Here is a 23966-nt window from a genome sequence, read left to right on the forward strand (position 1 = left end):
GGCTCGCAGCTCTCATGACCTTGGCATTGCTGCCATTGGGCATGATTGCCATCTATCAGACCTACACGGTGATAGATGAGGCCGCGCGCCTGTCCCGGATGGCCATCCTTGCCCGCACCGAACGGGCCGCCATGGGAGAGCGGGAGCTGTTGCAACGCACCAGCGGCGCCGCTGACGCCCTGGCGGCGGCCACCCTGCCGCTGCGCAATCAGCCCGCAGCCTGCAATCTCGCCCTGGCCGCCTTTGTCAAAGCGCAGCCGACCTATTCCTTTGCAGGCCTTGTCACGCCCGAGGGGCAGCCGGTCTGCAGTTCCAAGGATGTGGGCGCCGCGATCGCCGAAACAGCATTTTTTGCAAAAGCGGTCGCGCGCGGCGCGCTGACCTATGGGGTGGGGCGCAGCCTTGATGGAAATGGGGATTTCGAACTCTCATTGACAACGCCGGTTCGCGAAGGTGGCGAAATCGTCGGCTATCTGACCCTCGCCATTCCGAACAGATTGACCAGCGCGTTTTTCACCGAGAGCTGGCAGCTGGAAGGCATCCGTTTTGCCACAATTAATCGGGACGGCGATATCCTGTCCTCTTCGGAGCCGCTGCCTCAGGCCGGGTTGATGCTGCCCCAGACACCCGCGCAGTCGGATCTGATCAGGCGGTCTGGCGACACTTTCTTTGCAATGTCAAAATCCCAGGAAGAACGGTTCTTCGCGGTGAGCGACATCGTTCCGGGCCAGGTCGCCGTTGTGGGAAGCTGGCCAGCTGCACAGGCGCAGATGGCAACAGGCATGGGCGGCTGGGCCTTCACCCTGGCCTTTCCGGTGTTGATGTGGCTCGCAGGCATGGTCGTCGGCGTATTTGGCCTGCATCGTCTTGTTATCCGCCATCTCAGTGACCTGCGCGCAGCCATGCGGCGCTATGCGCTAGGCGAGCGGAAACAGGCCCAGCTGGATCTGCTGAACCCGCCGCGCGAATTTGCCGAGGCCCAGCAGTCCTTTAACCGCATGGTGATGATCCTCAGCAAGGCCGAAGAACGCCGGGAGATCGACCTGCGCGAGAAAACCGTGCTCCTGCGCGAGGTGCATCACCGGGTAAAGAACAACCTCCAGCTCATCGCCTCGATCATGAACATGCAGGCAAGATCGGCGCGCTCTGACGAGGCGCGCAACGTGCTTGCCCAGCTTCAGCGCCGGGTGCGTGGGCTGGCGGCGATTCACCGGTCCCTGAACACCAATCCAGATGTCACCACCGTGGATGCGGCCGAGCTTATTACGGCTCTGGCCAAGGAGATTGCCTCCCTGTCGCATGGGCGCGACGGCGCTGTCGCCATCGAAACCGATCTGGCCTCGGTCCAGCTTAATCAGGACGATGCGGTGAATCTGTCGATGCTGGTGGCCGAAACGCTCACCAATGCTGTCAGATTTGCGGGTGTAGACGGCGACGGGCGACGCGTTGTTGGTGTCTCCTTTGCAGAACAGGAAGGCGGCTACTGTCGTCTTACCATCCGCAACGCGCTGGACCCGCAGAACGGGGCCGAAAGCGAAGAGCGCCAGTTCACCAGCGGGCTCGGCGCCCGGCTCATCAAGGCCTTCGTCGCACAGCTCGAGGGTGAGGCCAAGACGACGGAAACAGAAACAGAATTTACCTATGAGGTCGTCTTTCCGCATAGCGACGACACGGCGGCACAGGGGCTTGCGGAAAAAAGGGGTGCGAACGACAATGCCGACCTGCGAAACACAGGATGACGCGGCGACGGATCCAGAGGTCTTTGAGGTTCTGGTGACCGCTGCCGAGGCATGGCCTGCGTTTGAGCGGGCGGTGCTCAGCGCCAAAACAGAGGTGCGTGCTAGTTTCCGTATCTTCGACTTCTCTACCGCATTGCTGAGCGACGAGGCGCGCGCCATCGGCGAGACATGGGCGGATTTGGTCGAACATGTGGTTGCCCGAGGTGTCCATTTTCATCTGGTTGTCAGCGATTTCGACCCGGTGATGGGCCAGGAACTGCATCAGAAAACGAAACGCACCGTGGCGCAGGCGCAGGAAATCGCCGTGCGCCTCGCGCGCCGCGCGACCGATGATCCGGTCGGTGACCTTCATGTCGAGGGCGCGCTGCATCCGGCGCGGGCAGGTCTGTTGCCACGGTTGGCGTTTGGCCCGTTCATCAAGATGAAGAAGAACAAGATCTCGGACCGCATGCCAACCGGACCAGCAGGCGCCACCGGGTTCCCCAGTCGTGGCCTGTCCGATACCCCCGACGATGGTCTTCTTCCCGAAGTGCGCCCGGTCACCCACCATCAGAAGCTGGCGGTGATTGACGAAACCCTACTCTATGTCGGCGGGCTGGATCTCAACGAGCGCCGCCGCGATACGCTGGAGCATGATGAGCCGTCACAGCAGACCTGGGCGGATGTCCAGGTGCTGGTCAGCGGCCCCGAGGCCCGCGAGGCCGCGCAGCATTTGCGGCATTTTCAACGCTATGTCGCGGGCAAGGAAAACCCGCCCGAAGGCAAATTGATCCGCCGGACGATTTCCGCGCCGCGTCGTTTCGGATTCTGGGCGCTGTCCCCCCGCACGGTATTGCGCGAGATCGAAGAGGATTATCTCGCCGCCTTCGAACGCGCCGAACATCTGATCTATCTCGAAACCCAGTTTCTGCGCTCCAGCGTACTGGCAGACGGGCTTGCCGCTGCCGCCAGACGTAACCCAGACCTCTCTCTTATTCTGGTGCTGCCCGCGCTGCCCGATGATGTGGCTTTTGAGGGCAACCGGGATCTGGATGCGCGCTATGGTATGGCCTTGCAGGGGCAGGCTCTGGACATATTGCAAGCAGCTTTTGGCAGCCGCGCGACCATCGCCAGCCCGGTACAGCCGATCCTGGCCGATCGCGAAGCGCCCTCGGTGCTGGCAGGCTCACCGGTGATCTATGTCCACAGCAAGGTGCTGATCGTTGACGATAGTTTTGCGATGGTCGGGTCTGCGAACATGAACGGGCGGTCGATGCGCTGGGACACTGAGGTGGCGCTGCGCATCACCCGCAAGGACCGCGTGGCCGAAACCTGGCGCGCGATGTGCAACCACTGGTGGGATCAGGGCCAGATGCCGGATGAGGCGCGCAGGCTGGAGACAGCTTCGGACTGGTGGCGCGCAGAGGTCGCACGCAATGGCCTGCGCCTGCCGGAGTCGCGCAACGGCTTTCTGGTGCCCCATGATCCGGACAAAATGGCCGATCTTCAGCAGCCCCTTCCGGGCGCGACCGAGGATGTGGTCTGACCCGACGGGATGACAGGGCCTGATGGCGCCACTGGGGCGCGCAGGCGGCAGCCCGGTGGCCCGGTGGTCTGGCTCAACTTGGCTGGGTATCGGGGCCTTGTGACCGGCGTGCCTCTGAGGAGGCGCGCAACAACTGACCGGCCCACAGCAACGTCGGCAGCGCCACGATCGCGCCCACCGGACCCCAGATCCACAGGCCAAAGACAATCGCGAGAAACACCACCAGCGGGCTCAGATGCAGCTGATGACCGACAAAAGCCGGGGTGACAAACTGCGCCTCGATAAGGTTCAGCCCAAGGAACAATGCCGGCGGCAGCAGCGCCGCCGCACCGCCAAGCTGGGTCATCCCGACGAATGTCAGGCCGGTGATCATCATCAACGGGCCGAGATACAGGATGAAGTTCAGCAGCATGGCCGCCAGCCCCCAGATCAGCGCGCTGTCGATGCCGATCACGGCAAGGCCGATTGCGGTGGCGACGCCAAGCCCTGCGTTGACGATCGTCACAGCAGCGAAGTAACGCGCCACCTCATGTTCCGCGCGGTAGAGCCGTTTGCCCAATGCCCCCGCAGCAGCATAGATATCCGTACGTGTCAGCACGAAGAAGAACAGCGTGCCGATGAAGATAAACACCTGCGCACCAAAGTTGGGCGCCACCCAGAGCGCATCCATCAGCGTCGGAAACCCGCTGGCCACATCCGCCTCGGCGCCGCGTGTGCCGACGGTTCGTTCAATCTCCTGGCTGATGGCTTCGATGCCGCGCAGAAGGCCGGACATCATGTAGACCCAGCTTTTGATTTCACGTTTGATTTTGGGGAGATCTTCAACAACGCCCGAGATCAGAGGCTCCAGCGACAGGAACAGCAGCACGATGATGGCGCAGGAGAATAGCAGAAGGCTGCTCGCGACGATCACGCGGGCCACGCCAATGCCCTGTAGCCGGTCGGCAATGGGTGAGACGACAATCCCCACCACCACGGCAAATATGATGGGCGCAAGGATCGGTTTGGATACATAGAGTGCAAGGCCGAGGGCAAGTGCCGTCAGAATGAGCAGCATCATGCGCGCCGCACGGTCGGACAGCATCGAATTGAGCATGGCGAATGGCCTTGTCTGAGAGAAAACCCTCCGGCCCGGTCGGGCCAGAGGGGAGGGCAGCGTCAGTTCAGAGAGGCTTCCAGCGCCTCGCGGCCTTGGCTGAGCTGGTCGTGCAGCGCGGCCTCGCCTTTGTTGGCCAGCTTGCGTAACTCCTGTTGCAGGGTGTCGCGCGCCTCAGCCATCAGGGCGTCGCGTTTGTCGCCCAGCAGTTCATCTTCCTGCCGGGTTTGCGGCAGAAGGGCCGCGACAATCGCGCCAAGACCAAAGGCGAGACCGCCGGCGACCAGTGGCTGCGCCGCGATGCCATCCTGCGACGCGCGGCTGAGCTTTGCGGCTCTGCGTTCCAGTTCTTCCTGGATCTGGATCGCGGAAAGACGTGCCTTTCGCACCTGCTTGCGCGCTTTGGGAGGCAGTTTGTCCAGCCCGTGGTCCAGCGCCGCACGCAGACGCCTGGCGCTGGGGCTTTTGCGCTGGCCCGCATCGGGGCTGGGCACGTGAGCCATCTCAGCGCTGGTCGACGCGGTCACCGGTCCCGCCGGTTGCGCCTGTCCTTTCGGATCACGTCGCTTGCCGGCTCCCGACATTAGCAGCGCGATGCCGGTGCCGACGAGCGCCAGCGCGGCCGGGTTGGCACGCGCGGTCGACCACAGCTGCTGCGAAATCTCACCGCCATATTGCGATGCTGTAGCAGAAACTTCCGTCGCGATGCGCTCCGGCGACAGGCTCGCCGCCAATGTGTCGAGGGATTTGGACAGCGCCACGCGGTCACGGGCGATTTCGGTCTCAAGCTCGGTCAGATCGGTATCATCAGACATGGCGTGTGGTCTCCTTCAAGGCCTTGAGGTCGCGTTGCACGTTCCGCAGGCTGCGATCCGGCATAAGGGCTGAGGGTGACAGGCGGTTGACGCCCAGCATAACCAGCCCCACGGCAAGGGCGATCAACGGCCCGCCGACGATCAGCGCGGCGGTCCCGACGCTAAGGCCCATAGCGGTGATCGCGGCGACAAGCGCGGCTGCAAGGACATGCAGCCCCACAATGGCCAGCACGGCACCCACCGCGATCATCGCGATGGCAACACCGGCGCGCGACAGGTTGCGCGACAGTTCTGCCCGCGCCAGTCGCAACTCGTCCTGTACCAGCTGCGACATCTGTTTGAGCACGGTCACCAGCAGTCCCGGCGCCTGTGACGGGCTGGCAGAGGTGTTCTGATCTTCCATCACGAAACCCTCCGCGTCGGGCTCTGCGTCATGCCGCCACGGCTGTAGTCACTGTCGCTGGCCGGGGAGCCGTCACCGGTCTCATAGGCGGCCCATGGGTCGCCTGTTGCGTCATCGGCGACGGCGCGGCCCGTCGTGGCGTCCGGGGCTGTCGACTTCAGGAACCGGGTTGCGGCAAAGCCGAGAAGCGCAGCCCCCCCAAGAAACAGCATCGGGTTCTTGCGGGCAAAAGCGCCGGTATCGCGCAGTACTTTTTCCAGATCGGCTGTCCGGATGGTATCCGCAACCTGCTCCAGCCCCTGAGCCAGCTGTTGGGCGGCCTGAGCCTGAAGCGAGCCTTGCGGCAGCTCGGAGGCAGCGGCATCAGCAGCACGCGCAGCGGCGGCGGCCTCACCTGCGGCTTTGGTCTGGGCTTGCTCCGCGCGTGCTCTGGCCTCGCTGCGCAGCGTCTCCTGCGCCTGTTCCGCGAGTTCCGTCGCATGTGTCTTGGCGCGCTCGACGTGGCGTGAAGTCGTGTGTTGATCGGTCATGTGCCTCTCCCGTTCTGTTTGGATGGCTTGTGATCCCAACGCGGCCTGCGACGGTTGGTTCCCGATCTCTCTGGACTTCTGTCTGTTCCACCTCGCGGTGCCCAACGCGCGATCATGAACGCCGACATGGCAGCGCCCTCTGGGACGCGGACTCCAGAGCAGTCTTCGCGATCGGCGATAGCGCACCGGCTGATTTTACGGGAACCAAGCCGATACCGGCACGTTGACTAGGCGACGATACCCAAATGACAGGAGCCAAGACATGAACGAGCAACAGATCAAAGGGAACTGGGCAACCCTGAAGGGCAAATTCCATGAGGCCTATGGCGATTTGACAGATGATGATGTCGAGAAGGCCAAGGGCGACCGCGAGCAGCTGCTTGGCCTGTTGCAAACAAAATATGGCAAGGCCCGCGAAGAAGCTGAGCGCGAGTTGGATAAGTTCTTCGCCTCGGTCTGACCCCTCCATCTGATGTCCTGTGGTTTGGCTGCCGGACAGGCGACCGAAAACTGCGCGGGGTGACACTCTGACCCCGCCTATCGAATTGAGACGAAAGGAATTTTGACATGGCACGACAGACCGAAACCCAGCAGGAGGCGATCTCTCAACTGTGGCACCAGCTGGAGAAACGCCGCACTTCGATGCTGGCTGTGCGTGACAGCGACCAGCATCCGCAGCCGATGACGCATTTCGCGGATGCAGAGAATGGCGCGATCTGGTTCATCAGCTCCTCCGACAGCGATCTGGTCCGGGCAATCGGCCTTGGTGCCGACGCCCAGTTGACCCTTGTCTCTGACGGTCAGGATTACCACGCAAGCGTGCGCGGACCGCTGGAGGTCACCAATGACCCCGATAAGCTCGATGAGTTGTGGAGCTTTGCCGTCGGCGCCTGGTTTGAAAAGGGCCGTGACGACCCCAAGGTGACATTGCTCAAGATGACCCCGCGTGAAGCAGCGGTCTGGGCCTCGCAGGGCAACGCCGTTCTGGTCGGCCTGAAGCTGCTGCGCGCCAGCCTGAGCGAGACCGAGGGCCATCCGGATGTCGGCGTGCACCACGTGCTTCAGCTCAATACCTGATCGTCAGCACGTCGCGCGATCACGAAAAATGGCGCTGTCCCGTGTTGGGGCAGCGCCATTTTTTAACGTTTCAGGCTTCGGTCAGATGTGTTTATGCCTTTCGCGAGCGGGGGCCGAAGAGCAGCCAGCAGATGAAGCCAAGGATCGGCAGGATCAGCACGAAAACAACCCAGATGACTTTCTTGCCGGTGCCTGCGTTGGACCCGACAATCGACACGATTGCCCAGATGGATAGCAGCAGGACGATCAGCCCGCCGATGCCAGCATATTCTACCATATATAATCTCTCCTTGTCGGGGTATGGGCGCGGTCAGGCGCTGCGCAGCGCCTCGATCAGCGCGTCCTTGTTCATAGTCGAGCGCCCGTCGATATCCAGCTCGCGGGCGCGGTCCATCAGCTCGTCTTTGGTCCAATCCTCATATGGGGGCGCCTTACCGCCCTTTTCAGATGGGGACATGTCATCATTTGCCTGCGCGTTGGCTATGGCGGCAGCCTTCGACTTGCCATAGCCCTTGTCGCGCAGAGCCTCATAGGTGTCTTCCTTCTTGATGGATGCGCTGTGGTCTTCGGCCATGGGGTGCTCCTCTTTTCCAAGCGCAACGCAGAACCTGAATAATTTGTTCCGCCCTCCCATATTGCCGCATTGCCATCTGGCCGTGGCGATTGGCGTCATCACTCCGCGTTCTGCCCGTCGCTCAGCAGGTCGCCGCCACCATCGGGGGCGTTGCGTTCGCGGGCGGCAGCCTCCTCATTGGCGTCCTCGACACGGGCTGGATCCGACGCTGCCGGCAGGGGGGTCTCGGCTGGGGCGGCGGCAGGTTTAGGTGCCGGGGCCTTCTGCGATTGCTGCTGGGCCACGGGTAGCAGGCTCGCGGCGTCCCGAGCATCAACACGCAGGCGGTAGATCGGCTCCGGCAGGCCAAACCCATTGCTTTCCAGCGCGGTCTTGGCAATCCGAATGGCCTCGCCACGGGCTTTTTGAAAACTGCTCTGGGTCTGATCGACCCAGCCGGTGAAGGTCAGGATCACATTTGAATCGCCAACCTCCTTGACCCAGGCACCAACCGATGGATCCCGCAGGACAAAGGGCAGCGATTGCAGGGCATCAACCGCCGTCGACAGGGCCGCGGCCAGATCGGCGTCGGCATCAACACCCAGTTCAAACTCGAACCGCCGGTTGGCATCTCGGGTGTAGTTGACGATCCGGCCCTTGAAGACCGTCGCATTGGGGATGCGGATATGGTTGCCTTCGGGTGAGATCAGGATGGTCGCGCGTGAGGTCAGCCGGGCAACGGTCCCCATATCGCCTGCAATCTCGACAAAATCATTCGGCCGAAACGGTTGCCGCAGGCTGAGCAGAATAGAGGCGATGAAATTCTCCACCGTGTCGCGCACCGCAAAACCAACCGCCAGACCAGCAACACCAGCGGCCCCCAATACGGCCCCCAGCAGCGCTGTTGCGTTGAGGATATCCAGCGCCACCACCAGCCCAAGGACGATAAAGGCAATGCGCGCCACACCGCTATAGACCTCCGCGATAAAGGAGTTTGGCGCCAGACGCTTCCAGATCCGCAGCCGCGTCGTCAGCAGCCAGCCAAAGGCGGAAATCATCACGAAAACCAGCATCGCGACAAAGAAAATCGGTGCATTGGCAATGATATTTCGGGTCCGCTCCTTCAGCCGGGAAAAGGCCGAGTCGAGCCGCTCATCAAGCCGCCCATTGATCGCGGTCCGGTTTTCGATCGCCACGACACCGTCAATGCGTTCGACCATCGTGGTCAGCTGGGTCTGGCGCGGATTGTCCAGAACCTCGCCCGACAGGGTCACAACGCCACTTGACACAGAGACCCTCACCTTGTCGAAGCCGTCGATTTCTCCCAGCAGCTGGACAATCCTGCGGCGGATCTGGGCGTCCGGGGCGGCTTTGCTATCGAGCTGGATTGCGCTGTCGGTCTGCACCGGATCGCTGGTCGCCTGAGCGGCGCCGGGATGCGGCAGCAACAGGCAGAATGTCAGCGCCATGACACTCAGAAGCAGCGCAAGCCGGGATTGACGGAATGCCCGGGCCAGGGGCCGGGCGGCGGCGCCGACGGGATGGGGGGAGCGGCGGGCAGGGCGGTGGGGCATTGGCATCCTCGGTCTGGAACGCATCGGAAAGGGGCGCGTGGCCCGCTGGTTGTAATACCCGTCAGGCCATTGATCGCGCTGCAATGGTTCTTCGAGTTACGGGGAACGTCAACCGCCGACCGCCATCAGCACCGCAATATCCGGATACGCGCGGGATCGGACAGAAAAACCCCGCCAGAACTGGTCTGACGGGGCATGAATCGGGCGGCGCTTTACTGTGCTTCCTGAGATTCCTCGGTGATCGCGTCGCCAAGGTCGGAGACGTCACGGCCAAAGCCCTCGGTTGTTTCGCAGGCAGCCAGACCGGCCAGGGCAAGAGCGGCAATAATCAGTCGCATGTCAAATTCCTTTTGTTTCGCGGCGCGAACGCCGGTGTCAGATCCAAGTATCAGTCCCGAAAAATCGGGGCCGGTGTCGCACCGGCGGAGTATGGGGCGCGGGCAAAGCCCAGTCGCGGCCCCGGGTGGCCCCGATCTGGCGGGGCCTGCCCCGTCTCGTCACGGGGTTGCGCTGGGCTAACGCCTCTGCTGCCGGATCGGTTCCCGCCGAGGCTGCTGGCAGTCAAAGAAAAACACCTGACCTGCCTCGCGGGCGAGCGGTGTTGTCGTGCGCATTGTCCCGCGCTCGTCGGAACCGTAGGCGCGTCGAAGCGTTTGCTCTCCAGAGACACAGAACAGACACGGAACCCGACGCGTGACAGGTCGGACAGAGCGCCGAAGCGCGCACCGCAGGCCAGACAGGAGGCAGATCACAATGACAGCGCAGGACCATCCCGTCGGCGAGATAATCGAGGCGACGACCGAATTGCTGGAAGAGGACAGCATCAGCGTTGCCGAGGTTGTCGAGGATCTTGGCCATTCCTCGATGGCGGCGACCCTGTTGCTGCCCGCGATGGCGGTGGTGTCGCCGCTCAGTGGCGTGCCGCTGTTCTCGACTGTCTGCGGGCTGCTGATCTTTCTCATCGCTGGGCAAATGGCGCTTGGCCGGGATCACCTGTGGCTGCCGGATTGGCTCCGCCGACAGCGGGTCTCCTCGGAGCGGGCGCGCAGTGTGCTGGGGCCTATGCGCCGGATGGCCCGATTTCTCGATCGCCATACCGAGGCGCGGGTGAAGATCCTGCTGCGCCAGCCCTTTGTCACAGTGCCGCGTATCCTGTGCGCCCTCTCTGGGCTGGCGATGCCGTTTCTTGAACTGGTGCCCTTCAGCTCTTCCACTCTGGGGGCGGTGGTCAGCAGCCTTGCCGTCGCGATGCTGACCCGCGACGGGCTGGTAATGCTGGTGGCGCTGGCGCTGCTGGCGGTGGCCGGCGTCGGCCTGCCTTACCTGCTGCTATGACGGGGATCAGCCCGGCAGGGTGTGGCGGCGCCGGACTTGTGCAGGGCGACCGGGCAGCGACAGCGCAGCATCGCCGCGTGCGCTGCGGCTGATCACCTTGCCCTTTGCCACCACTGCCAGACGGGCAGGCCGCAGGCGCAGTGCCTCGGTCGGGGTGGCCGCATCCAGCACCACCAACGAGGCGCGATCGCCTTTCTTCAGCCCGTAGCCGTCCAGCCCCATGATCGCGGCATTGTTCTCGGTCACCATGGTGAAACACTGCGCCATCTCGTCCGGGTGGGTCATCTGCGCCACATGCATCCCCATGAAAGCCACGTCCAGCATGTCGCCGGTGCCAAGGCTATACCAGGGATCCAGTACGCAATCCTGCCCCCAGCCCACCGTTACGCCATGGGCTAGCAATTCCTTCACGCGGGTCAGGCCGCGCCGCTTGGGAAAGCTGTCGTGGCGACCTTGCAAGACGATATTGATCAGTGGATTGGGGATGGCGGCAATCCCGGCTTCGGCAATTAGTGGCAACAGCTTGGAGACGTAGTAGTTGTCCATCGAGTGCATGGAGGTGAGATGGCTGCCGGCCACGCGCCCCTGCAAGCCGTGGCGCAGCGTCTCCTGCGCGAGTGTCTCGATGTGTCGCGACAGCGGATCATCGGTTTCGTCACAATGGATGTCGACCTGCAATCCACGATCCGCCGCGATCTTGCATAGATCGCCCAGAGACTCCGCACCATCCTGCATACTGCGTTCGAAATGCGGAATGCCGCCCACCACATCGACGCCCATATCCAGCGCGCGGATCAGGTTCTCGCGACCGTTCGGCGCCCGGTACAACCCATCCTGCGGAAAGGCGACCAATTGCAGGTCGATGTACTCCTTGACCGCCTCGCGGACCTCCAGCATCGCGGTCACGCCCCGCAGGTGGTCGGGCGTGGTATCGACATGGGTGCGGATCGCCAGCAGCCCCATGCTGGCCGCCCAGTCGCAATAGGTCAGGGCGCGGCTGACCATATCCTCGACACTGGCCTCCTCGCGCAGCTCTCCCCAAAGGCTGATGCCCTCCAGGAGCGTGCCAGAGGCATTGACCCGCGGCAGCCCGTAGGAGAGCGTCGCATCCATGTGGAAATGCGGATCGACAAAGGGGGGCGTGACCAGATCGCCGCTGGCCTCGATGGTTTCTCTGGCCGCCGCGTCAATGGACGGCGCCACCTCGGTGATGATGTCACCGGTGATGCCGATATCCGCGACCGAGCCATCGGGCAGCGTGCCGCCCTTGATCAACAGATCCAACATCATCTTTCTCCCTTGTTGAATGGCACCATCAATGCGGCAGGCACCTCGGCGCGGCGCGACATCACGATCAACGCCAGTATCGACAGAATATAGGGCATCATCAGGAACAGCTGGTAGGGCACCACCGCGCCGATCCCGGTCTGTTGCAGGCGGATCTGCAAGGCATCAAAGGCGGCAAAGAGGATGGCGCCCAACACCGCCTTGCCCGGTCGCCACGCGCCAAAGACCACCAACGCAATGCAGATCCAGCCGCGCCCGTTCACCATATCGAAAAAGAAACTGTCAAAGGCCGAAAGCGTCAGGAACGCGCCTCCCACCGCCATCAGGCCGCTGCCCACCACCACCGCCCCCATGCGGATCGCGGTCACTGACAGCCCCTGTGCGGCCACTGCCGATGGGTTCTCACCCGCCGCGCGCACCGCCAGCCCCAGCGGCGTTCGGTAGAGCACATAGGCACAGAGCGCCGCCAGCACAAAGGCGGCATAGGTCAGCGGTGTCTGGGAAAACAGGGCCGGGCCGATCAGCGGCAGATCCGACAGCAGCGGGATTTCATAGGGCTGAAACGCCTCGATCTTGGGCGGCGAGGACACCTCCGGCAGCACCACGCGGTAGGTGTAGAAGGTCAGCGACGTGGCCAGCAGTGTCAACCCGATGCCCACCACATGCTGCGACAACCCGAAAGTCACGCTGAGCGTCGCATGCAGCAGGCCAAAGGCCATGCCGGTCATCAGCGCCACACCAACCCCGCCCCAGAGCGGCATCCCGGCCCAGACCGCGATCCAGCCGGAGAAGGCACCCGCGACCATGATCCCCTCGATCCCGAGATTGAGCACGCCGGCCCGTTCGCAGATCAGCTCCCCCAGCGTGGCAAAGATCAGCGGCGAGGCGATGCGGATCGCAGCGGCCCAGAAGCTGGCGGAAAGCAGGATTTCGAGAATGTCCATCTCAGTCCCTCCGCAGCCGGAATTTGCTGAGCAGGATCGCCAGCACCATCAGCAGCAGAGCCGAGGCCAGCATGATATCGGCCAGATAGCTGGGAACACCTGCGGCGCGGCTCATACTGTCCGCTCCGACAAAGATCGCGGCGACAAACAGCGCTGCAAAAACCACGCCAATCGGATGCAGCAGCGCCAGCATGGCCACAACGATGCCCGTGTAGCCAAAACCGGGGCTGAGATCGAGCGTCAGCGCCCCCTTTAGGCCGGCCACCTCTGAATAGCCCGCCAGCCCGGCCAGCCCGCCGGACAACAGCGCGGTTTTCAGGATCACCTTTGTGACCGGAATGCCCGCAAATCGCGCGGCTTCGGCGTTCTGGCCAACTGCGCGCATCTCATAGCCCAGCGTGGTGCGGGTGTTGATCACCCAGATCACCAGCGCTGAAATCAGCGCCAGCGCAAACCCCCAGTGCAGCCGCAGCCCGTCCACCACCCGGGGCAGCCGCGCGTCGGCGCTTAGCCGGGGTGATTTTGGCCAACCCATGCCCATCGGATCCTTCAGCGGCCCTTCCAGCAGGTAGGAGACGAACAACAGGAATATGAAGTTGAACAGCAGCGTGGTGACCACCTCATCCACCCCCAGCCGCGTTTTAAGCAGCGCAGGCCCCAGCAGCAGCACCGCCCCCGCGATCAGAGCCGCCGCACCAAGCAGGGGCAGCAACAGCGGTGCAGGCAGGTTCAGCGCGCCGGTGCCCAGAACAACGGTGATCACAGCCCCAGCATAGAGCTGCGCCTCGGCTCCGATATTCCAGAGCTTGGCACGAAAGGCGACAGCAACCGCCAGACCGGTGAAAATCAGCGGGGTTGCGCGGTTCAACGTCTCAAGCAGCGCAAATTTCGACCCGAATGCCCCGCTCAGGATCAGGCCAAAGATCGACAGCGGTTCCCCCCCGGCGACCTGTGCAAGCGCGGCAGCAATGACAAATGTCGCCAGCAGTGCAAGGGCAGGCGGCAGCAGCCGCCGCTGCCAGCTTGGCGCGGCAATCGGTTCAAGCCGCATGGCCATCCTCCGTCTGTGGGGCATCCGACCGATCGTCAAACCCATGGCCGGCCATCCAGGCACCGAGTTCCTCGGGCTGTTTGCTGCCACGGGCAAAACCGGGGCTCAGACGCCCTTCGCTGATCACATGGATCACATCGGAAAGCTGCATGATTTCGTCCAGATCCTCGGAAATCAGCAGAACCGCCGCCCCGCGCGCGCAGGCTTTGGCCAATTGTTCATGCACATAGGTGACCGCGCCGATATCCAGCCCGCGCACCGGCTGGTTGGCCAGAATGATCTGCGGAGCCTGTTCCAGCACACGGCCAAGGATCAGCTTTTGCATATTGCCGCCCGACAGCAGCCGGATGCGCGTGTCGGGGCCGGGACAGCGCACGTCATAGCCTGCGATCACCGTCTTGGCGAAGTCACGCGCGGCCCGCCAGTTGAGCCAGCCACGGCGGCTGAAGCGGGTCGCATAGGTTTCAAGGATCGCGTTTTCGGTCAGGTCAAAATCGGCAATCGTGCCGGTCTTGTGCCGGTCTTCGGGGATGCGGGCGATCCCGCTGTTGATCGCCTCACGCGGGGACCAGCCTGCCGGGGTGGCGCCGTTCAGGGTCAGGCTGCCGGACTGCGGCGTGATCAGCCCCGAGACCAGATCAGAAAGCGCGGCCTGACCATTGCCGGACACCCCGGCCAATCCGGTAATCTGACCCGCCGCCAGTTCCAGTGACACGCGCTGCAATCCGGGTGTTGCCCCGATGCTGGGGGTGGAGACCTCATGCAGCTGCAACAGGGCAGGGCCGGGGGCGTTGGCGGTGAAATCCGCCGGCGTCACTTCTGCACCCACCATCAGCGCCGCCAGTTCGTCACGGCTGGTCTCGGCGGTACGCCGCTCGGCCACCAGCCGGCCATGGCGCAGCACCAGCACGCGGTCGGAGATTGCCATCACCTCATGCAGCTTATGCGAGATGAAGATCACCGACAGACCACGGGCGATGGCTTCGCGCAGCGTGGCAAACAGCGCATCGGTCTCCTGCGGTGTCAGAACCGCTGTGGGCTCGTCCAGAATAAGGATCCGGGCATCGCGGTACAGCGCCTTCAGGATTTCCACCCGCTGGCGTTCGCCGACGGTGAGCCGCGAGACCTTGGCGTTGGGATCGACTTTCAGATGAAACTGCTCCGCCAGCGCGCGGATACGGGCCTTTGCCGGTCCTGCCCGCAGGCCCAGACCCAGCAGCGGCTCCACGCCAAGGGTGATATTCTCCCAGACCGTCAGATTATCCGCCAGCGTGAAATGCTGATGCACCATGCCGACGCCGCCATCCAGCGCGGCGCGCGGTGCACCGGGGGGCAGGGCCGTGCCGAACAGTTCCACGCCGCCAGCGTCCGCCGTGTATTGTCCGAACAGAATATTCATCAGCGTGGTCTTGCCCGCGCCATTCTCTCCCAGCAGGGCGATCACCTCGCCTGCAAACAGGTCAAAGCTCACGTCATCATTTGCGGTGACGCTGCCAAAATGCTTGGTGATGTGTTGCAGGCGCAGCACCGGGCCACTGCCCGATGCCTGCGCCGTCTGGTCCGGCGTCATGCGCAGCTGCTCAGGAGGAGCCGGGCTCGGTGTCGTTGATCTCCACCACAAAAGAGCCATCCTTGATCGCTGCGCTGCGGCTGGCGATCAGATCCAGTGCCTCCTGCGGGATCTTGCCCTCAAAGGTGCCAAAAGGCGCCAGCGAGGCTCCGCCCTTCTTCATGAAGGAATAGATGCCATAGTCGGCAGCGGTGAAACTGCCGTCCCGCACCTTGGCGATGGCCGCATCCAGGGTCGGCTCAAAATGCCACAGCGCCGATGCCGCCACCGTGTCAGGATAGTCGCTCTGGGTGTCGATCACATTGCCAATGGCCAGCACGCCCTTCTCCTTGGCCGCGTCGGAGACGCCAAAGCGTTCCGCATAGAGCATATCGGCACCGTTCTCGATCATGGCGAATGCGGTTTCCTTGGCCTTGGGCGGATCGAACCAGCTGCCGATGAACGAGACCTGGAATTTGATATCGGGGTTCATCTCCCGCGCGCCCGCCATAAAGGCGTGCATCAGGCGGTTCACCTCAGGAATGGGAAAACCGCCGACCATGCCGATATTGCCGCTCTCCGACATGGCCCCGGCCACGATCCCCGACAGGTAGGAGGCATCCTGAATGTAGTTGTCGAAGACCGCCAGATTGGGCAGCGCCGGATCCTCCTTGAAGGAAGAGCCCATCAGGAAGGCCACATCGGGATAATCTGCCGCCACCTCGCGGGCCTCGGCCTCAACGCCGAAGATTTCACCGATGATCAGCTTGTGCCCCTGTTCGGCATATTCGCGCATCACGCGCGGATAATCGGTGTTCGAGGTGTTTTCGGAAAACGTATAGGTGATGTCGCCACGGTTCTCTGCGGCGAGGGCGGCAACATGGATCCGGCTGACCCATTGCTGTTCGACGGGCACGGTGTAGATGCCTGCAACCTTGATCGGCTCGGCCGCTGTGGCCCGAAGCGGCAGCGAGGCGGCAAGCCCGACGGTCAGCGCCCCGGCGGCACAGCTGAGCAGAAAGTGGCGGCGCGACATCCGCGCGCTGGTCTTGGTCTGTGTCATGTCATTTCCCCCTGTCGATGGCCCTGCGTTGGTGCAGGCTCTTTGGAACGTCGCCGGTCATGCCCGCGTGGTGTCGACGCTAGGGGGCTGGTCGTGACCCCGGCAATACGCGCCCTGTGTTCCGCAGGGGAAACTATAGGGGCGCGCTTCTCTTTTGGGCAAGGATGAATTCAGATATCGAAATTTGTGCGGTATTTGAACCGCTTGCCCTGCGCATTGCCTTGCTTTCGATGGGGCGGTATCCATGGTGCGGACCCGCCCTGTCGGCGCGGCCGACACCGAACGAGGATCACATGACACAGATTGAACGCAGCCACACCGGCCCCCGCATGAGCCAGATCGTCAAACATGGCGATACCATCTATCTGGCCGGTCAGGTCGGCACCGCCGGGGCCAGCGTCGCGCAGCAGACGCAGGATTGCCTCGACAATATCGACCGGCTGCTGGCAGAGGCGGGCAGCGACAAAACGCGTATCCTGCAATGCACCATCTGGCTGTCTGACATGGCTGATTTTGCTGCGATGAACGAGGTGTGGGACGCCTGGGTGCCCGGGGGGCATACCCCGGCCCGGGCTTGCGGCGAGGCAAAGCTGGCGCGCCCCGAGTTTCTGGTGGAGATGATCGTCGTTGCCGCGGCCTGAGGCTGATAATTGCAAAAGGCCCCCGTCAGCGATGGGGGCCTTCTTTGGGATCGGGCGACCTTAGCGCCGCCGCAGCAGCCAGATAAAGAAGACGCCGCCGACCAGCCCGGTGACCAGCCCGATCGGCATGTCCTCTGGCGCCATCAGGGTGCGGGCGGCGATATCGGCAGAGACCAGAAACAGCCCGCCGAATAGTGCCGAGACCGGCAGCACCCGGCGGTGATCACCGCCAACGATCAGCCGCGCCACATGCGGGACGATCAGCCCGACAAAGCCGATCATTCCGGAAAAGGCCACCATCACCCCGGTGACCAGCGCGCCGACGCAAAAGGTCATCAGCCGGAACCGCGCCACCGGTATGCCCAGGGTTGTTGCCGTTTCGTCACCGACGGTCATCGCATTGAGATCGCCAGAGCGGGACCAGAGCCACCCCCCGCAGAGCAGCAGCACCACCAGCGGATAGGCCAGGTGGCTCCACTGCGCGAGGCCAAGCCCGCCCAGCATCCAGAACACCACGGTATGGGTGGCGCGCGGATCTCCAAGGAAAATCAGAATATTGGCGCCTGCCATGATCACAAAGGAGACCGCCACGCCAACCAGAACCAGCCGGTCAGCGGTTGTCGCCTCGGCAAAGCGGGAGACCGCAAGGACCAGCGCGGTTGCGCCCAATGCGCCGACAAAGGCCAGCAAGGGCACTGTGAGAAGCCCGAGAAACAACCCGGTGTGAAGCAGCGCCAGAATGGCACCAAAGGCACCGCCGGCCGAAATGCCCAGCAGATGCGGATCTGCCAGTGGGTTGCGGGTCACCGCCTGAAGGCTGGCACCCACCATGGCCAGACCGGCCCCGACCATCATCGCAAGCAGCGCGCGGGGAAACCGGATATCCCAGACGATGGCCGCCTGACCCTTGGTCCAGCCTGCGGCGAAATCGGCGCCCGATCCGCCGCCCAGCTTGTCGGCGATGATCCCCCAGACGGAGGTCAGCGGGATGCCGACGGCGCCCACGGAGACCGCAATCGACAGGGTCAGGGCCGTCAGCACGGCCCCGCCCAGGATCCAGGCCAGCCGCCCGCGCAGGCGCCGCCGGGCACGCGCGCTCAGGCGCGGCTCAGATGCGTGATGTGCGTCGGCTGTGGACATATCAGTTGCTTACCGCATCCGCGCGGGCGGCGTCAAAACCGGTGGCCAGTGTCTTGATCGCGCGGATATTGCGCGGACCCGGTGTGGCTTCGACATATTCCAGCGTCACGAAACGGTCGTTCTTCACCGCGTCGATCTCGGCAAAGGCCGGGTTGCCCCGCATGAAGGCGCGTTTTTCCTCGGCGGTGACCGAGCCGTAGTTGACGATGACAATCACTTCGGGGTTGCGCTCGACCACGGCTTCCCAGGTGACGGTGGCCCAGCTTTTCTCCAGATCATCCATCACATTGCTGCCGCCCGCGGCCTCGATCAGCGCGGTGGGCATGGCGTATTTCCCGGCGGTAAAGGGCGAATCCTCGCCGCTGTCATAGACAAAGACCCGCAGCGGCTCACCCGTCTCGGGGCGGTCCTTGGCAAAGGCGGCAAGCTCGTCCTTATAGCCGGCCACCAGCGCCTCGGCGGTGTCCTCGACCGCAAAGATCCGGCCCAGATTCAGCAGGTCATTATACATGTCATCCATGCTGACCTTGGCTTTCTCGCCGATGTGAATGCAGCTCTCGGTCAGCTCATAGACCTTGATGTCAAACGGCGCGAGTGTCTCGGGTGTGACCTCTCCGCCCACTTTCATGCCGTAGTTCCACCCGGCAAAGTAGAAATCCGCACCGGCGCCGATCAGCACTTCCTTGGAGGGGTATTTGGCCGACAGTTCCGGCAGCTCCGCCACGCCTGCGCGCATGACCGGATCCAGCGTTTTCCAGCCGGAAATACCGGTGTAGCCGACCATGCGGTCAGCCAGACCCAGTGCCAGCATCATTTCGGTGAGATTGACGTCGTTGGAGACCGCGCGTTTTGGCGGTGCCGCAAAACTGACACTGCGGTTGCAGCTCTGCACGGTGGTCTCGGCCTGCGCCGCCGGGGCCAGGGAGGCACCAAGTAGGGTGGCGGCAAGCAGCGGCATCACAGTGGAAAGGCGGGCAAACATGATCAGGTGGTGTCCTTATGAAACAGGGAGATGAAAGGTAAGGTGATCCTGCCCGGAGGGGGCAAGTGTCTCGCGCCTCGCAGCGACGTTGAAGACCTCGCTAACGGTATCTTCGCTCAGAACGTCGCGCGGTGCGCCAAAGGCCAGAGTGCGGCCCTGCGCCATCAGCAGGATGTCGTCGCAGACCCCGGCTGCTATGTTCAGATCATGCAGGCTGGTGATGATGGTCACGTCGAGATCCCGGATCAGCTCCAGCACATCAAGCTGATGGCGAATGTCCAGATGGTTGGTGGGTTCGTCCAGCACCAGCAGGGCCGGCTCCTGCGCCAGCGCACGCGCCACCATGACCCGCTGACGTTCGCCGCCCGACAGGGTGCCAAAGGCACGATCGGCCATCTCGCCCAGTTCCAGACGATGGAGCATCCGGTCGACAATCGCCGCATCGCGGGCGCCCGGCGTGGCAAAACCGGACCGGTAGGGCGCGCGCCCCAGCGCGACAATCTCTGCCACGGTCAGGGCAAAATCGGTGGGTTGCTCCTGCAAGACAGCGGCAACGCGCTGCGCTGCGGCCTTGGGCGGAAGGGCCCAGATGTCGCTGTCGCCGACCTCAACCCTGCCGCTGCGCGGCTGGTTGAACCGGTAGATCACCCGCAGCAGGCTGGATTTGCCGGCCCCATTCGGCCCCACCACGCCCAGCACCCGGCCCGCGTCCAGATGAAAACTCGTCGGATGCAGGATCAGCGGAGCCATGCGGCCCGGCCCCCAGCTGACATCGGTCACGGTTACGGCAGCAGCAGTCATTCGGCAGGCTCCACCTGTTGCAGCGCCGCAGGGGCGGTGATGGCGGGCGCCGGGATCGCAGCGGCCGGGGCAGCCGGAACCAGGGCCGGGATGCGCGACAATGTGCAACGGCGCAGTTTTCCGGGGCGGTCAACCGAACTGCACCAGCCGTCAGCCAGCATCTGGTAGAGATCGGTGAAACTCAGGATATCGGCGAGATCCTCCTCGGGGCTGAGATCGCCAAAGACATAGCTTGCCTTGCCATCCGCCTGAAATCCGACGGTACAGGGATGGCTGCATCCGGCCATACAGGCCACGCCGGCAACCTCGATCGCCGCGCTGCCACGCCGGTCGAGTTCACGGCGCAGGGCCGCAATCAGCTCCGGCCCCGGACGGCTGCCCGGGGTCGCGCCCTTGCAGGATGTGCACACCAGAATACGGTGCCGTGCTGTCCCGTCCATAGCGCCCTCCGCGCAATCCGGTCAGGTGATGAGGGGGAAGGGGATCAGCAATGCCTCAGCGCCACGCAAAATCGTCCTGCCCGCCGGAACACCCCGCCCGGTCAATAGGTTTCCAGTCGATGGCAGGTCTCCTGACTTGCGGGTTGCTGCGGGCCTCGGCCTTCCCGGCGCCAGCGCCAGTGGTCAATCGAGGTCGCTCACCGCTCACAGTTGCGGGGGCAGTCGCGGATTCGGCGCCTGATGGCTACACCACACCGCGTTCCCTTTTCATCCCGTGACCGCTTTTGGGTCTTGGGAACCATCTCCGGTTTTGGGTAGATTTCTCGCCGGGGTTTGTAAAGGGGAAACCGTCTGCCAATGCGTGTGCCGCCAGGGCGGAGGTGGCGCCAATGCGCGCCTCAGGGCTCTTCGGGCTGAAGCAGTTCACCACCGGCGCCAAGCCGGGGGCGCGGCAGGTGCTGCAACAGGGTTGCCACCCGCTGGCGGCAATGCTCCCCGGTCCAGTCCGCGGGGTGAAACCGTGGCGGCAGGTCGGGGTGCCGCAGCACCACACGCCGCCAGCGGTGCACGATCAGGGTCCGAAGCGTGGCAATCTGCGCCGGATCAAGCGCGCCTGCCTCGGTCATCTTTGGCGGTGTCAGACCGCTCAACGTGGTGTCGAGCCGGGCGCAGGCCTGTCTCAGGTCATCGGGAAACAGCCGGTCCCGCAGCCAATCGGGCACCGTCAGTTCCGGCTGTTCCACCACAAGGAAATTGTCCCGACCCTGCGGCAGCGGACCGTGACCCAGCAGGGTCGAACGGTTGATCGCGACATAATTGGGCTGCTGCACCAGCGCATCCAGTGCGCTGTTCTGCCCATCCGCAGCCACCAGCAGGTGCCAGTCGGCGGGGGGCACGGTGGTTGGCGCATAGATGCGCGGGGTGACGGCGGCGGACTGACTGCGCCCCATCGGCGTCAGGAAATGGACCGACGCCCGGCCCGAGCGTGTGCTGTCGATCCAGCCATCCTTGCGCAGCCGGTGCAGCGCCACGCGGATCGCTTCGGGCTTGATGCCCATCGGCGTGATGATCCGGGTGAGGGCGCTGCCGCCGATCTGATCCCCCTCGCGCTGCGCCAGATCGCCAAACAGCGAGACAATAATCGACCACACCCGCTGGTTCTGCGGATCGCTGAGGGCGGTTACGGCGGTGTCAAACCAGAGGGTCTGCGTGTCGGTCATATAGAATAGATAAATCGCCCGGGCCGGTTAGGCCAGACCGGGCGAGTGTTTCACTGCAAACACCTGTCAGAAGGCATTCATCGTCAGCAGCTCATATTCGGCGGCAATCTCGTCGTCCTGATTGGTCAGGGTGACATGCCAGCGCACTTCGCCGTAGTCCTCGTTGCGGGGAGTTTTTTTCTTCACCGTCAGGCGCACCCTGATGCTGTCACCTGCCGAAACCGGCTTCATGAAGCGCAGGGAGTCGAGGCCGGTGTTGGCCAGAACCGGGCCTTCGTCAGGCTGCACGAACATGCCCGCCGCAAACGACAGCAGCAGGTAGCCATGCGCTACGCGGCCCGGAAAAAACGGGTTCCGCTTGGCGGCGGCGTCGTCCATGTGCGCATAGAAGGTGTCGCCGGTGAAATGGGCGAAGGTCTCGATATCCTCCAGCGTCACGGTGCGCGGCGCGGTGTGCAGGGTCTCGCCAATCGCCAGCTCGCCGAATTTGCGGGTGAACGGATGTGCCGGGCCCTTGATCTCTGCGCCGCCGGGGACCCATGTCTTGCCAATCGCAGACAGGATATCGGGCGAGCCCTGGATAGCGGTGCGCTGCATGTAATGTTTGACGCCGCGCACGCCGCCCAGCTCCTCGCCACCGCCGGCACGGCCCGGGCCGCCATGCACCATGTGGGGCAGGGGGGAACCATGGCCGGTCGATTCCTTCATCGAGTCGCGGTTGTTGAAATAAAGCCGCCCGTGGTAGGCGCCAGCCCCCAGCGCGACCTCTCGGGCCACCTCAGTATCATGGGTGATGACCGAGGCGACCAGCGAGCCTTCACCGCGATTGGCGAGAGCAATCGCATGGCTCAGATCACGGTAGCCCATGATGGTCGAGACGGGGCCGAAGGCCTCGGTGTCATGGATCCGCTGGGCATGGTCCGGGTCGGCGCAGTGGAACAGCATCGGTGGCACAAAGGCGCCGTTGTCGGCGTCTGCACCATCGACGGTGAAGTTCTCGGGATCACCGAAGACGCGCTCAGCTTCCTGGCCGATGATTTCCGCCTTTTCCAGCACGTCACGTTTCTGGCTGTTGGAGACCAGCGCGCCCATGCGGGTGGTTTCCAGGCGCGGGTCGCCGATCTGGGTTTTGGCCAGGCGGGCAGAGAGCGCCTCGATCACCGCGTCCACCTGCGCCTGCGGCGCGATGATGCGGCGGATGGCGGTGCATTTCTGACCTGCCTTGGTGGTCATCTCACGGCTGACCTCCTTTACGAACAGGTCAAACTCTGGCGTGCCGGGCTGCGCGTCCGGGCCCAGGATCGACGCGTTGAGGCTGTCCTGTTCGGCCACGAAACGGACCGAATTTTCCAGGATCACCGGGTTCGCCCGCAGCTTCAGCGCGGTCTGCGCCGAGCCGGTGAAACTGACCACATCCTGCATGGTCAGATGGTCCAGCATGTCGCCGAGGCCGCCGGACACCAGCTGTAGTGCACCGTCGGGCAGGAGGCCCGAGTCCAGCATCAGCCGCACCGCCAGCTCGGTGACATAGCAGGTGGCGGTCGCCGGTTTCACGATGGCCGGAACCCCTGCGAGCAGGGTCGGCGCCAACTTCTCCAGCATCCCCCAGACCGGGAAGTTGAAGGCGTTGATATGCACTGCAACCCCTTGCAAAGGCGTGCAGATATGCTGACCGAGGAAGGTGCCGTTGCGGGAGAGCTGCTCCACATCGCCGTCCAGATAAACATGCCCGTCCGGCATTTCGCGGCGCCCCTTGGAAGCGAAGACGAACATGGTGCCGATGCCGCCGTCGATGTCGATCATGTGGTCGGACTGGGTGGCACCGGTGTTGAACGACAGATCGTAAAGCGCCTGCTTGTGCTGGTTCAGGTGGCCTGCCAGCGCCTTCAGCATCCGGGCGCGGTCGTGGAATGTCAGCTTGCGTAAAGAGGGACCGCCCACCGTGCGGGCATGGTCGAGCATTGCCTGCACATCCAGCGCATCATTGCCGGCCTGGGCGAGAGGTGCGCCGGTAATGGCGCTGGCGATGTTGCGCGCGCCAGCCCCCGGTGCAACCCATTGGCCCGCAACAAAGCTGGAAACATCAAGAAGGCTCATGAGCGCGATCCTTTGCATCTGAACCAATGTGGTTCGGTCTGAGGTGAGAAGCTCCAAATATATTGACCAACCGGTCGGTTTATGCAAGGTCTTTGTTAACACAT

At 63.5% G+C, this 23966-nt stretch carries 25 protein-coding genes and 1 riboswitch; of the genes, 6 read left to right on the forward strand and 19 right to left on the reverse strand.

The features are described from left to right. Window positions 1-14 precede the first annotated feature (14 nt). Entirely contained in the window at window positions 15-1739 is a 1725-nt protein-coding gene (locus VXL81_RS12425) for a sensor histidine kinase (RefSeq protein ID WP_416554506.1), read from the forward strand. Then, complete coding sequence (locus VXL81_RS12430; protein ID WP_416554508.1) at window positions 1714-3264, forward strand: phospholipase D family protein; 1551 nt, start codon at window positions 1714-1716, stop codon at window positions 3262-3264. The genes VXL81_RS12425 and VXL81_RS12430 overlap by 26 nt, the downstream gene beginning before the upstream one ends. 73 nt (window positions 3265-3337) lie before the next feature. On the opposite strand, the gene VXL81_RS12435 is transcribed toward VXL81_RS12430, so the two are convergent. The 4 genes from VXL81_RS12435 to VXL81_RS12450 form a co-directional block, all read right to left on the reverse strand. Then, a complete protein-coding gene (locus tag VXL81_RS12435; protein WP_416554510.1) occupies window positions 3338-4360 on the reverse strand; it encodes an AI-2E family transporter in 1023 nt (340 codons plus the stop codon). A 62-nt stretch (window positions 4361-4422) separates the two neighbouring features. Then, a complete protein-coding gene (locus VXL81_RS12440; protein WP_416537487.1) occupies window positions 4423-5175 on the reverse strand; it encodes a hypothetical protein in 753 nt (250 codons plus the stop codon). Beyond that, window positions 5168-5578, reverse strand: coding sequence for a phage holin family protein (locus VXL81_RS12445; RefSeq protein WP_416554512.1), 411 nt, complete (start codon window positions 5576-5578; stop codon window positions 5168-5170). The genes VXL81_RS12440 and VXL81_RS12445 overlap by 8 nt, the downstream gene beginning before the upstream one ends. Then, window positions 5578-6108 (reverse strand): hypothetical protein, encoded by a 531-nt coding sequence (locus VXL81_RS12450; protein ID WP_416554514.1) that lies wholly within the window; start codon window positions 6106-6108, stop codon window positions 5578-5580. The genes VXL81_RS12445 and VXL81_RS12450 overlap by 1 nt, the downstream gene beginning before the upstream one ends. A 262-nt stretch (window positions 6109-6370) precedes the next feature. Here VXL81_RS12450 and VXL81_RS12455 point away from each other — a divergent pair, with 262 nt between their 5' ends. Beyond that, complete coding sequence (locus tag VXL81_RS12455) at window positions 6371-6568, forward strand: CsbD family protein (RefSeq protein WP_340547367.1); 198 nt, start codon at window positions 6371-6373, stop codon at window positions 6566-6568. A 107-nt stretch (window positions 6569-6675) separates the two neighbouring features. Further along, window positions 6676-7185 (forward strand): pyridoxamine 5'-phosphate oxidase family protein, encoded by a 510-nt coding sequence (locus VXL81_RS12460; protein ID WP_416539977.1) that lies wholly within the window; start codon window positions 6676-6678, stop codon window positions 7183-7185. Between the two features lie 91 nt (window positions 7186-7276). Here VXL81_RS12460 and VXL81_RS12465 read toward each other — a convergent pair whose 3' ends face one another. The 4 genes from VXL81_RS12465 to VXL81_RS12480 form a co-directional block, all read right to left on the reverse strand. Next, window positions 7277-7462 (reverse strand): PLD nuclease N-terminal domain-containing protein, encoded by a 186-nt coding sequence (locus VXL81_RS12465; protein WP_416554516.1) that lies wholly within the window; start codon window positions 7460-7462, stop codon window positions 7277-7279. 33 nt (window positions 7463-7495) lie between these two features. Next, window positions 7496-7759, reverse strand: a complete 264-nt coding sequence (locus VXL81_RS12470; protein WP_416554518.1) for a Rho termination factor — start codon at window positions 7757-7759, stop codon at window positions 7496-7498. Window positions 7760-7857: 98 nt separating this feature from the next. Then, on the reverse strand, window positions 7858-9312 hold the full coding sequence (locus VXL81_RS12475; RefSeq protein ID WP_416554520.1) for a mechanosensitive ion channel family protein: 1455 nt from the start codon (window positions 9310-9312) through the stop codon (window positions 7858-7860). Window positions 9313-9524: 212 nt separating this feature from the next. After that, window positions 9525-9650 carry an entericidin A/B family lipoprotein gene (locus tag VXL81_RS12480; RefSeq protein ID WP_072505423.1) on the reverse strand — a complete coding sequence of 42 codons (126 nt, stop codon included), beginning with the start codon at window positions 9648-9650 and terminating at the stop codon, window positions 9525-9527. Between the two features lie 415 nt (window positions 9651-10065). Between VXL81_RS12480 and VXL81_RS12485 the strand changes: the two genes are divergently transcribed. Then, on the forward strand, window positions 10066-10647 hold the full coding sequence (locus VXL81_RS12485) for an exopolysaccharide biosynthesis protein (protein ID WP_416554522.1): 582 nt from the start codon (window positions 10066-10068) through the stop codon (window positions 10645-10647). Window positions 10648-10653: 6 nt separating this feature from the next. Here the strand turns inward: VXL81_RS12485 and VXL81_RS12490 are convergent, their stop codons facing one another. From VXL81_RS12490 to VXL81_RS12510, 5 genes are read right to left on the reverse strand one after another with little or no spacing between them, the layout of a single operon-like run. After that, window positions 10654-11934: an amidohydrolase family protein gene (locus VXL81_RS12490; RefSeq protein WP_416539974.1), complete on the reverse strand. Its 1281-nt coding sequence runs from the start codon at window positions 11932-11934 to the stop codon at window positions 10654-10656. Further along, on the reverse strand, window positions 11934-12878 hold the full coding sequence (locus VXL81_RS12495; protein WP_416554524.1) for an ABC transporter permease: 945 nt from the start codon (window positions 12876-12878) through the stop codon (window positions 11934-11936). Before VXL81_RS12495 ends, VXL81_RS12490 begins: the two co-directional genes overlap by 1 nt. Before the next feature lies 1 nt (window position 12879). Beyond that, window positions 12880-13929 (reverse strand): ABC transporter permease, encoded by a 1050-nt coding sequence (locus tag VXL81_RS12500; RefSeq protein WP_340547359.1) that lies wholly within the window; start codon window positions 13927-13929, stop codon window positions 12880-12882. Further along, the gene (locus VXL81_RS12505; RefSeq protein WP_416554526.1) at window positions 13919-15499 is read right to left on the reverse strand and encodes an ABC transporter ATP-binding protein; all 1581 of its coding nucleotides are present in this window, start codon (window positions 15497-15499) and stop codon (window positions 13919-13921) included. The genes VXL81_RS12500 and VXL81_RS12505 overlap by 11 nt, the downstream gene beginning before the upstream one ends. Window positions 15500-15509: 10 nt before the next feature. Next, window positions 15510-16541, reverse strand: a complete 1032-nt coding sequence (locus VXL81_RS12510; protein ID WP_416554528.1) for a BMP family protein — start codon at window positions 16539-16541, stop codon at window positions 15510-15512. Window positions 16542-16834: 293 nt separating this feature from the next. Here VXL81_RS12510 and VXL81_RS12515 point away from each other — a divergent pair, with 293 nt between their 5' ends. Further along, window positions 16835-17182 carry a RidA family protein gene (locus tag VXL81_RS12515; protein ID WP_416554530.1) on the forward strand — a complete coding sequence of 116 codons (348 nt, stop codon included), beginning with the start codon at window positions 16835-16837 and terminating at the stop codon, window positions 17180-17182. A gap of 60 nt (window positions 17183-17242) precedes the next feature. On the opposite strand, the gene VXL81_RS12520 is transcribed toward VXL81_RS12515, so the two are convergent. The 6 genes from VXL81_RS12520 to paaZ all read right to left on the reverse strand — a co-directional run bounded on the left by VXL81_RS12520 (window position 17243) and on the right by paaZ (window position 23862). Continuing rightward, window positions 17243-18322: a FecCD family ABC transporter permease gene (locus VXL81_RS12520; RefSeq protein ID WP_416536660.1), complete on the reverse strand. Its 1080-nt coding sequence runs from the start codon at window positions 18320-18322 to the stop codon at window positions 17243-17245. A gap of 1 nt (window position 18323) precedes the next feature. Continuing rightward, window positions 18324-19304 (reverse strand): ABC transporter substrate-binding protein, encoded by a 981-nt coding sequence (locus VXL81_RS12525; RefSeq protein ID WP_416536661.1) that lies wholly within the window; start codon window positions 19302-19304, stop codon window positions 18324-18326. A gap of 15 nt (window positions 19305-19319) precedes the next feature. Beyond that, the gene (locus tag VXL81_RS12530) at window positions 19320-20105 is read right to left on the reverse strand and encodes an ABC transporter ATP-binding protein (RefSeq protein WP_340547353.1); all 786 of its coding nucleotides are present in this window, start codon (window positions 20103-20105) and stop codon (window positions 19320-19322) included. Then, window positions 20102-20545, reverse strand: coding sequence for a DUF1636 family protein (locus VXL81_RS12535; RefSeq protein WP_416536662.1), 444 nt, complete (start codon window positions 20543-20545; stop codon window positions 20102-20104). Before VXL81_RS12535 ends, VXL81_RS12530 begins: the two co-directional genes overlap by 4 nt. A gap of 103 nt (window positions 20546-20648) precedes the next feature. After that, a riboswitch (cobalamin riboswitch) is annotated at window positions 20649-20863 on the reverse strand. Window positions 20864-20943: 80 nt separating this feature from the next. Then, window positions 20944-21765 carry a PaaX family transcriptional regulator C-terminal domain-containing protein gene (locus tag VXL81_RS12540; protein ID WP_340547351.1) on the reverse strand — a complete coding sequence of 274 codons (822 nt, stop codon included), beginning with the start codon at window positions 21763-21765 and terminating at the stop codon, window positions 20944-20946. A gap of 66 nt (window positions 21766-21831) precedes the next feature. Next, entirely contained in the window at window positions 21832-23862 is a 2031-nt protein-coding gene (gene paaZ, locus VXL81_RS12545) for a phenylacetic acid degradation bifunctional protein PaaZ (protein WP_416554532.1), read from the reverse strand. Window positions 23863-23966 lie beyond the last annotated feature (104 nt).

Origin of the sequence: Phaeobacter sp. JH204B (genome assembly GCF_048055755.1) — a bacterium.
GTDB lineage: Bacteria > Pseudomonadota > Alphaproteobacteria > Rhodobacterales > Rhodobacteraceae > Phaeobacter > Phaeobacter bryozoorum.

Coding starts and splice junctions, on each gene's coding strand:
- VXL81_RS12425 (WP_416554506.1), top strand. CDS start 15: ATGACCTTGGCATTGCTGCCATTGGGCATGATTGCCATCTATCAGACC.
- VXL81_RS12430 (WP_416554508.1), top strand. CDS start 1,714: ATGCCGACCTGCGAAACACAGGATGACGCGGCGACGGATCCAGAGGTC.
- VXL81_RS12435 (WP_416554510.1), bottom strand. CDS start 4,360: ATGCTCAATTCGATGCTGTCCGACCGTGCGGCGCGCATGATGCTGCTC.
- VXL81_RS12440 (WP_416537487.1), bottom strand. CDS start 5,175: ATGTCTGATGATACCGATCTGACCGAGCTTGAGACCGAAATCGCCCGT.
- VXL81_RS12445 (WP_416554512.1), bottom strand. CDS start 5,578: ATGGAAGATCAGAACACCTCTGCCAGCCCGTCACAGGCGCCGGGACTG.
- VXL81_RS12450 (WP_416554514.1), bottom strand. CDS start 6,108: ATGACCGATCAACACACGACTTCACGCCACGTCGAGCGCGCCAAGACA.
- VXL81_RS12455 (WP_340547367.1), top strand. CDS start 6,371: ATGAACGAGCAACAGATCAAAGGGAACTGGGCAACCCTGAAGGGCAAA.
- VXL81_RS12460 (WP_416539977.1), top strand. CDS start 6,676: ATGGCACGACAGACCGAAACCCAGCAGGAGGCGATCTCTCAACTGTGG.
- VXL81_RS12465 (WP_416554516.1), bottom strand. CDS start 7,462: ATGGTAGAATATGCTGGCATCGGCGGGCTGATCGTCCTGCTGCTATCC.
- VXL81_RS12470 (WP_416554518.1), bottom strand. CDS start 7,759: ATGGCCGAAGACCACAGCGCATCCATCAAGAAGGAAGACACCTATGAG.
- VXL81_RS12475 (WP_416554520.1), bottom strand. CDS start 9,312: ATGCCCCACCGCCCTGCCCGCCGCTCCCCCCATCCCGTCGGCGCCGCC.
- VXL81_RS12480 (WP_072505423.1), bottom strand. CDS start 9,650: ATGCGACTGATTATTGCCGCTCTTGCCCTGGCCGGTCTGGCTGCCTGC.
- VXL81_RS12485 (WP_416554522.1), top strand. CDS start 10,066: ATGACAGCGCAGGACCATCCCGTCGGCGAGATAATCGAGGCGACGACC.
- VXL81_RS12490 (WP_416539974.1), bottom strand. CDS start 11,934: ATGTTGGATCTGTTGATCAAGGGCGGCACGCTGCCCGATGGCTCGGTC.
- VXL81_RS12495 (WP_416554524.1), bottom strand. CDS start 12,878: ATGGACATTCTCGAAATCCTGCTTTCCGCCAGCTTCTGGGCCGCTGCG.
- VXL81_RS12500 (WP_340547359.1), bottom strand. CDS start 13,929: ATGCGGCTTGAACCGATTGCCGCGCCAAGCTGGCAGCGGCGGCTGCTG.
- VXL81_RS12505 (WP_416554526.1), bottom strand. CDS start 15,499: ATGACGCCGGACCAGACGGCGCAGGCATCGGGCAGTGGCCCGGTGCTG.
- VXL81_RS12510 (WP_416554528.1), bottom strand. CDS start 16,541: ATGACACAGACCAAGACCAGCGCGCGGATGTCGCGCCGCCACTTTCTG.
- VXL81_RS12515 (WP_416554530.1), top strand. CDS start 16,835: ATGACACAGATTGAACGCAGCCACACCGGCCCCCGCATGAGCCAGATC.
- VXL81_RS12520 (WP_416536660.1), bottom strand. CDS start 18,322: ATGTCCACAGCCGACGCACATCACGCATCTGAGCCGCGCCTGAGCGCG.
- VXL81_RS12525 (WP_416536661.1), bottom strand. CDS start 19,304: ATGTTTGCCCGCCTTTCCACTGTGATGCCGCTGCTTGCCGCCACCCTA.
- VXL81_RS12530 (WP_340547353.1), bottom strand. CDS start 20,105: ATGACTGCTGCTGCCGTAACCGTGACCGATGTCAGCTGGGGGCCGGGC.
- VXL81_RS12535 (WP_416536662.1), bottom strand. CDS start 20,545: ATGGACGGGACAGCACGGCACCGTATTCTGGTGTGCACATCCTGCAAG.
- VXL81_RS12540 (WP_340547351.1), bottom strand. CDS start 21,765: ATGACCGACACGCAGACCCTCTGGTTTGACACCGCCGTAACCGCCCTC.
- paaZ (WP_416554532.1), bottom strand. CDS start 23,862: ATGAGCCTTCTTGATGTTTCCAGCTTTGTTGCGGGCCAATGGGTTGCA.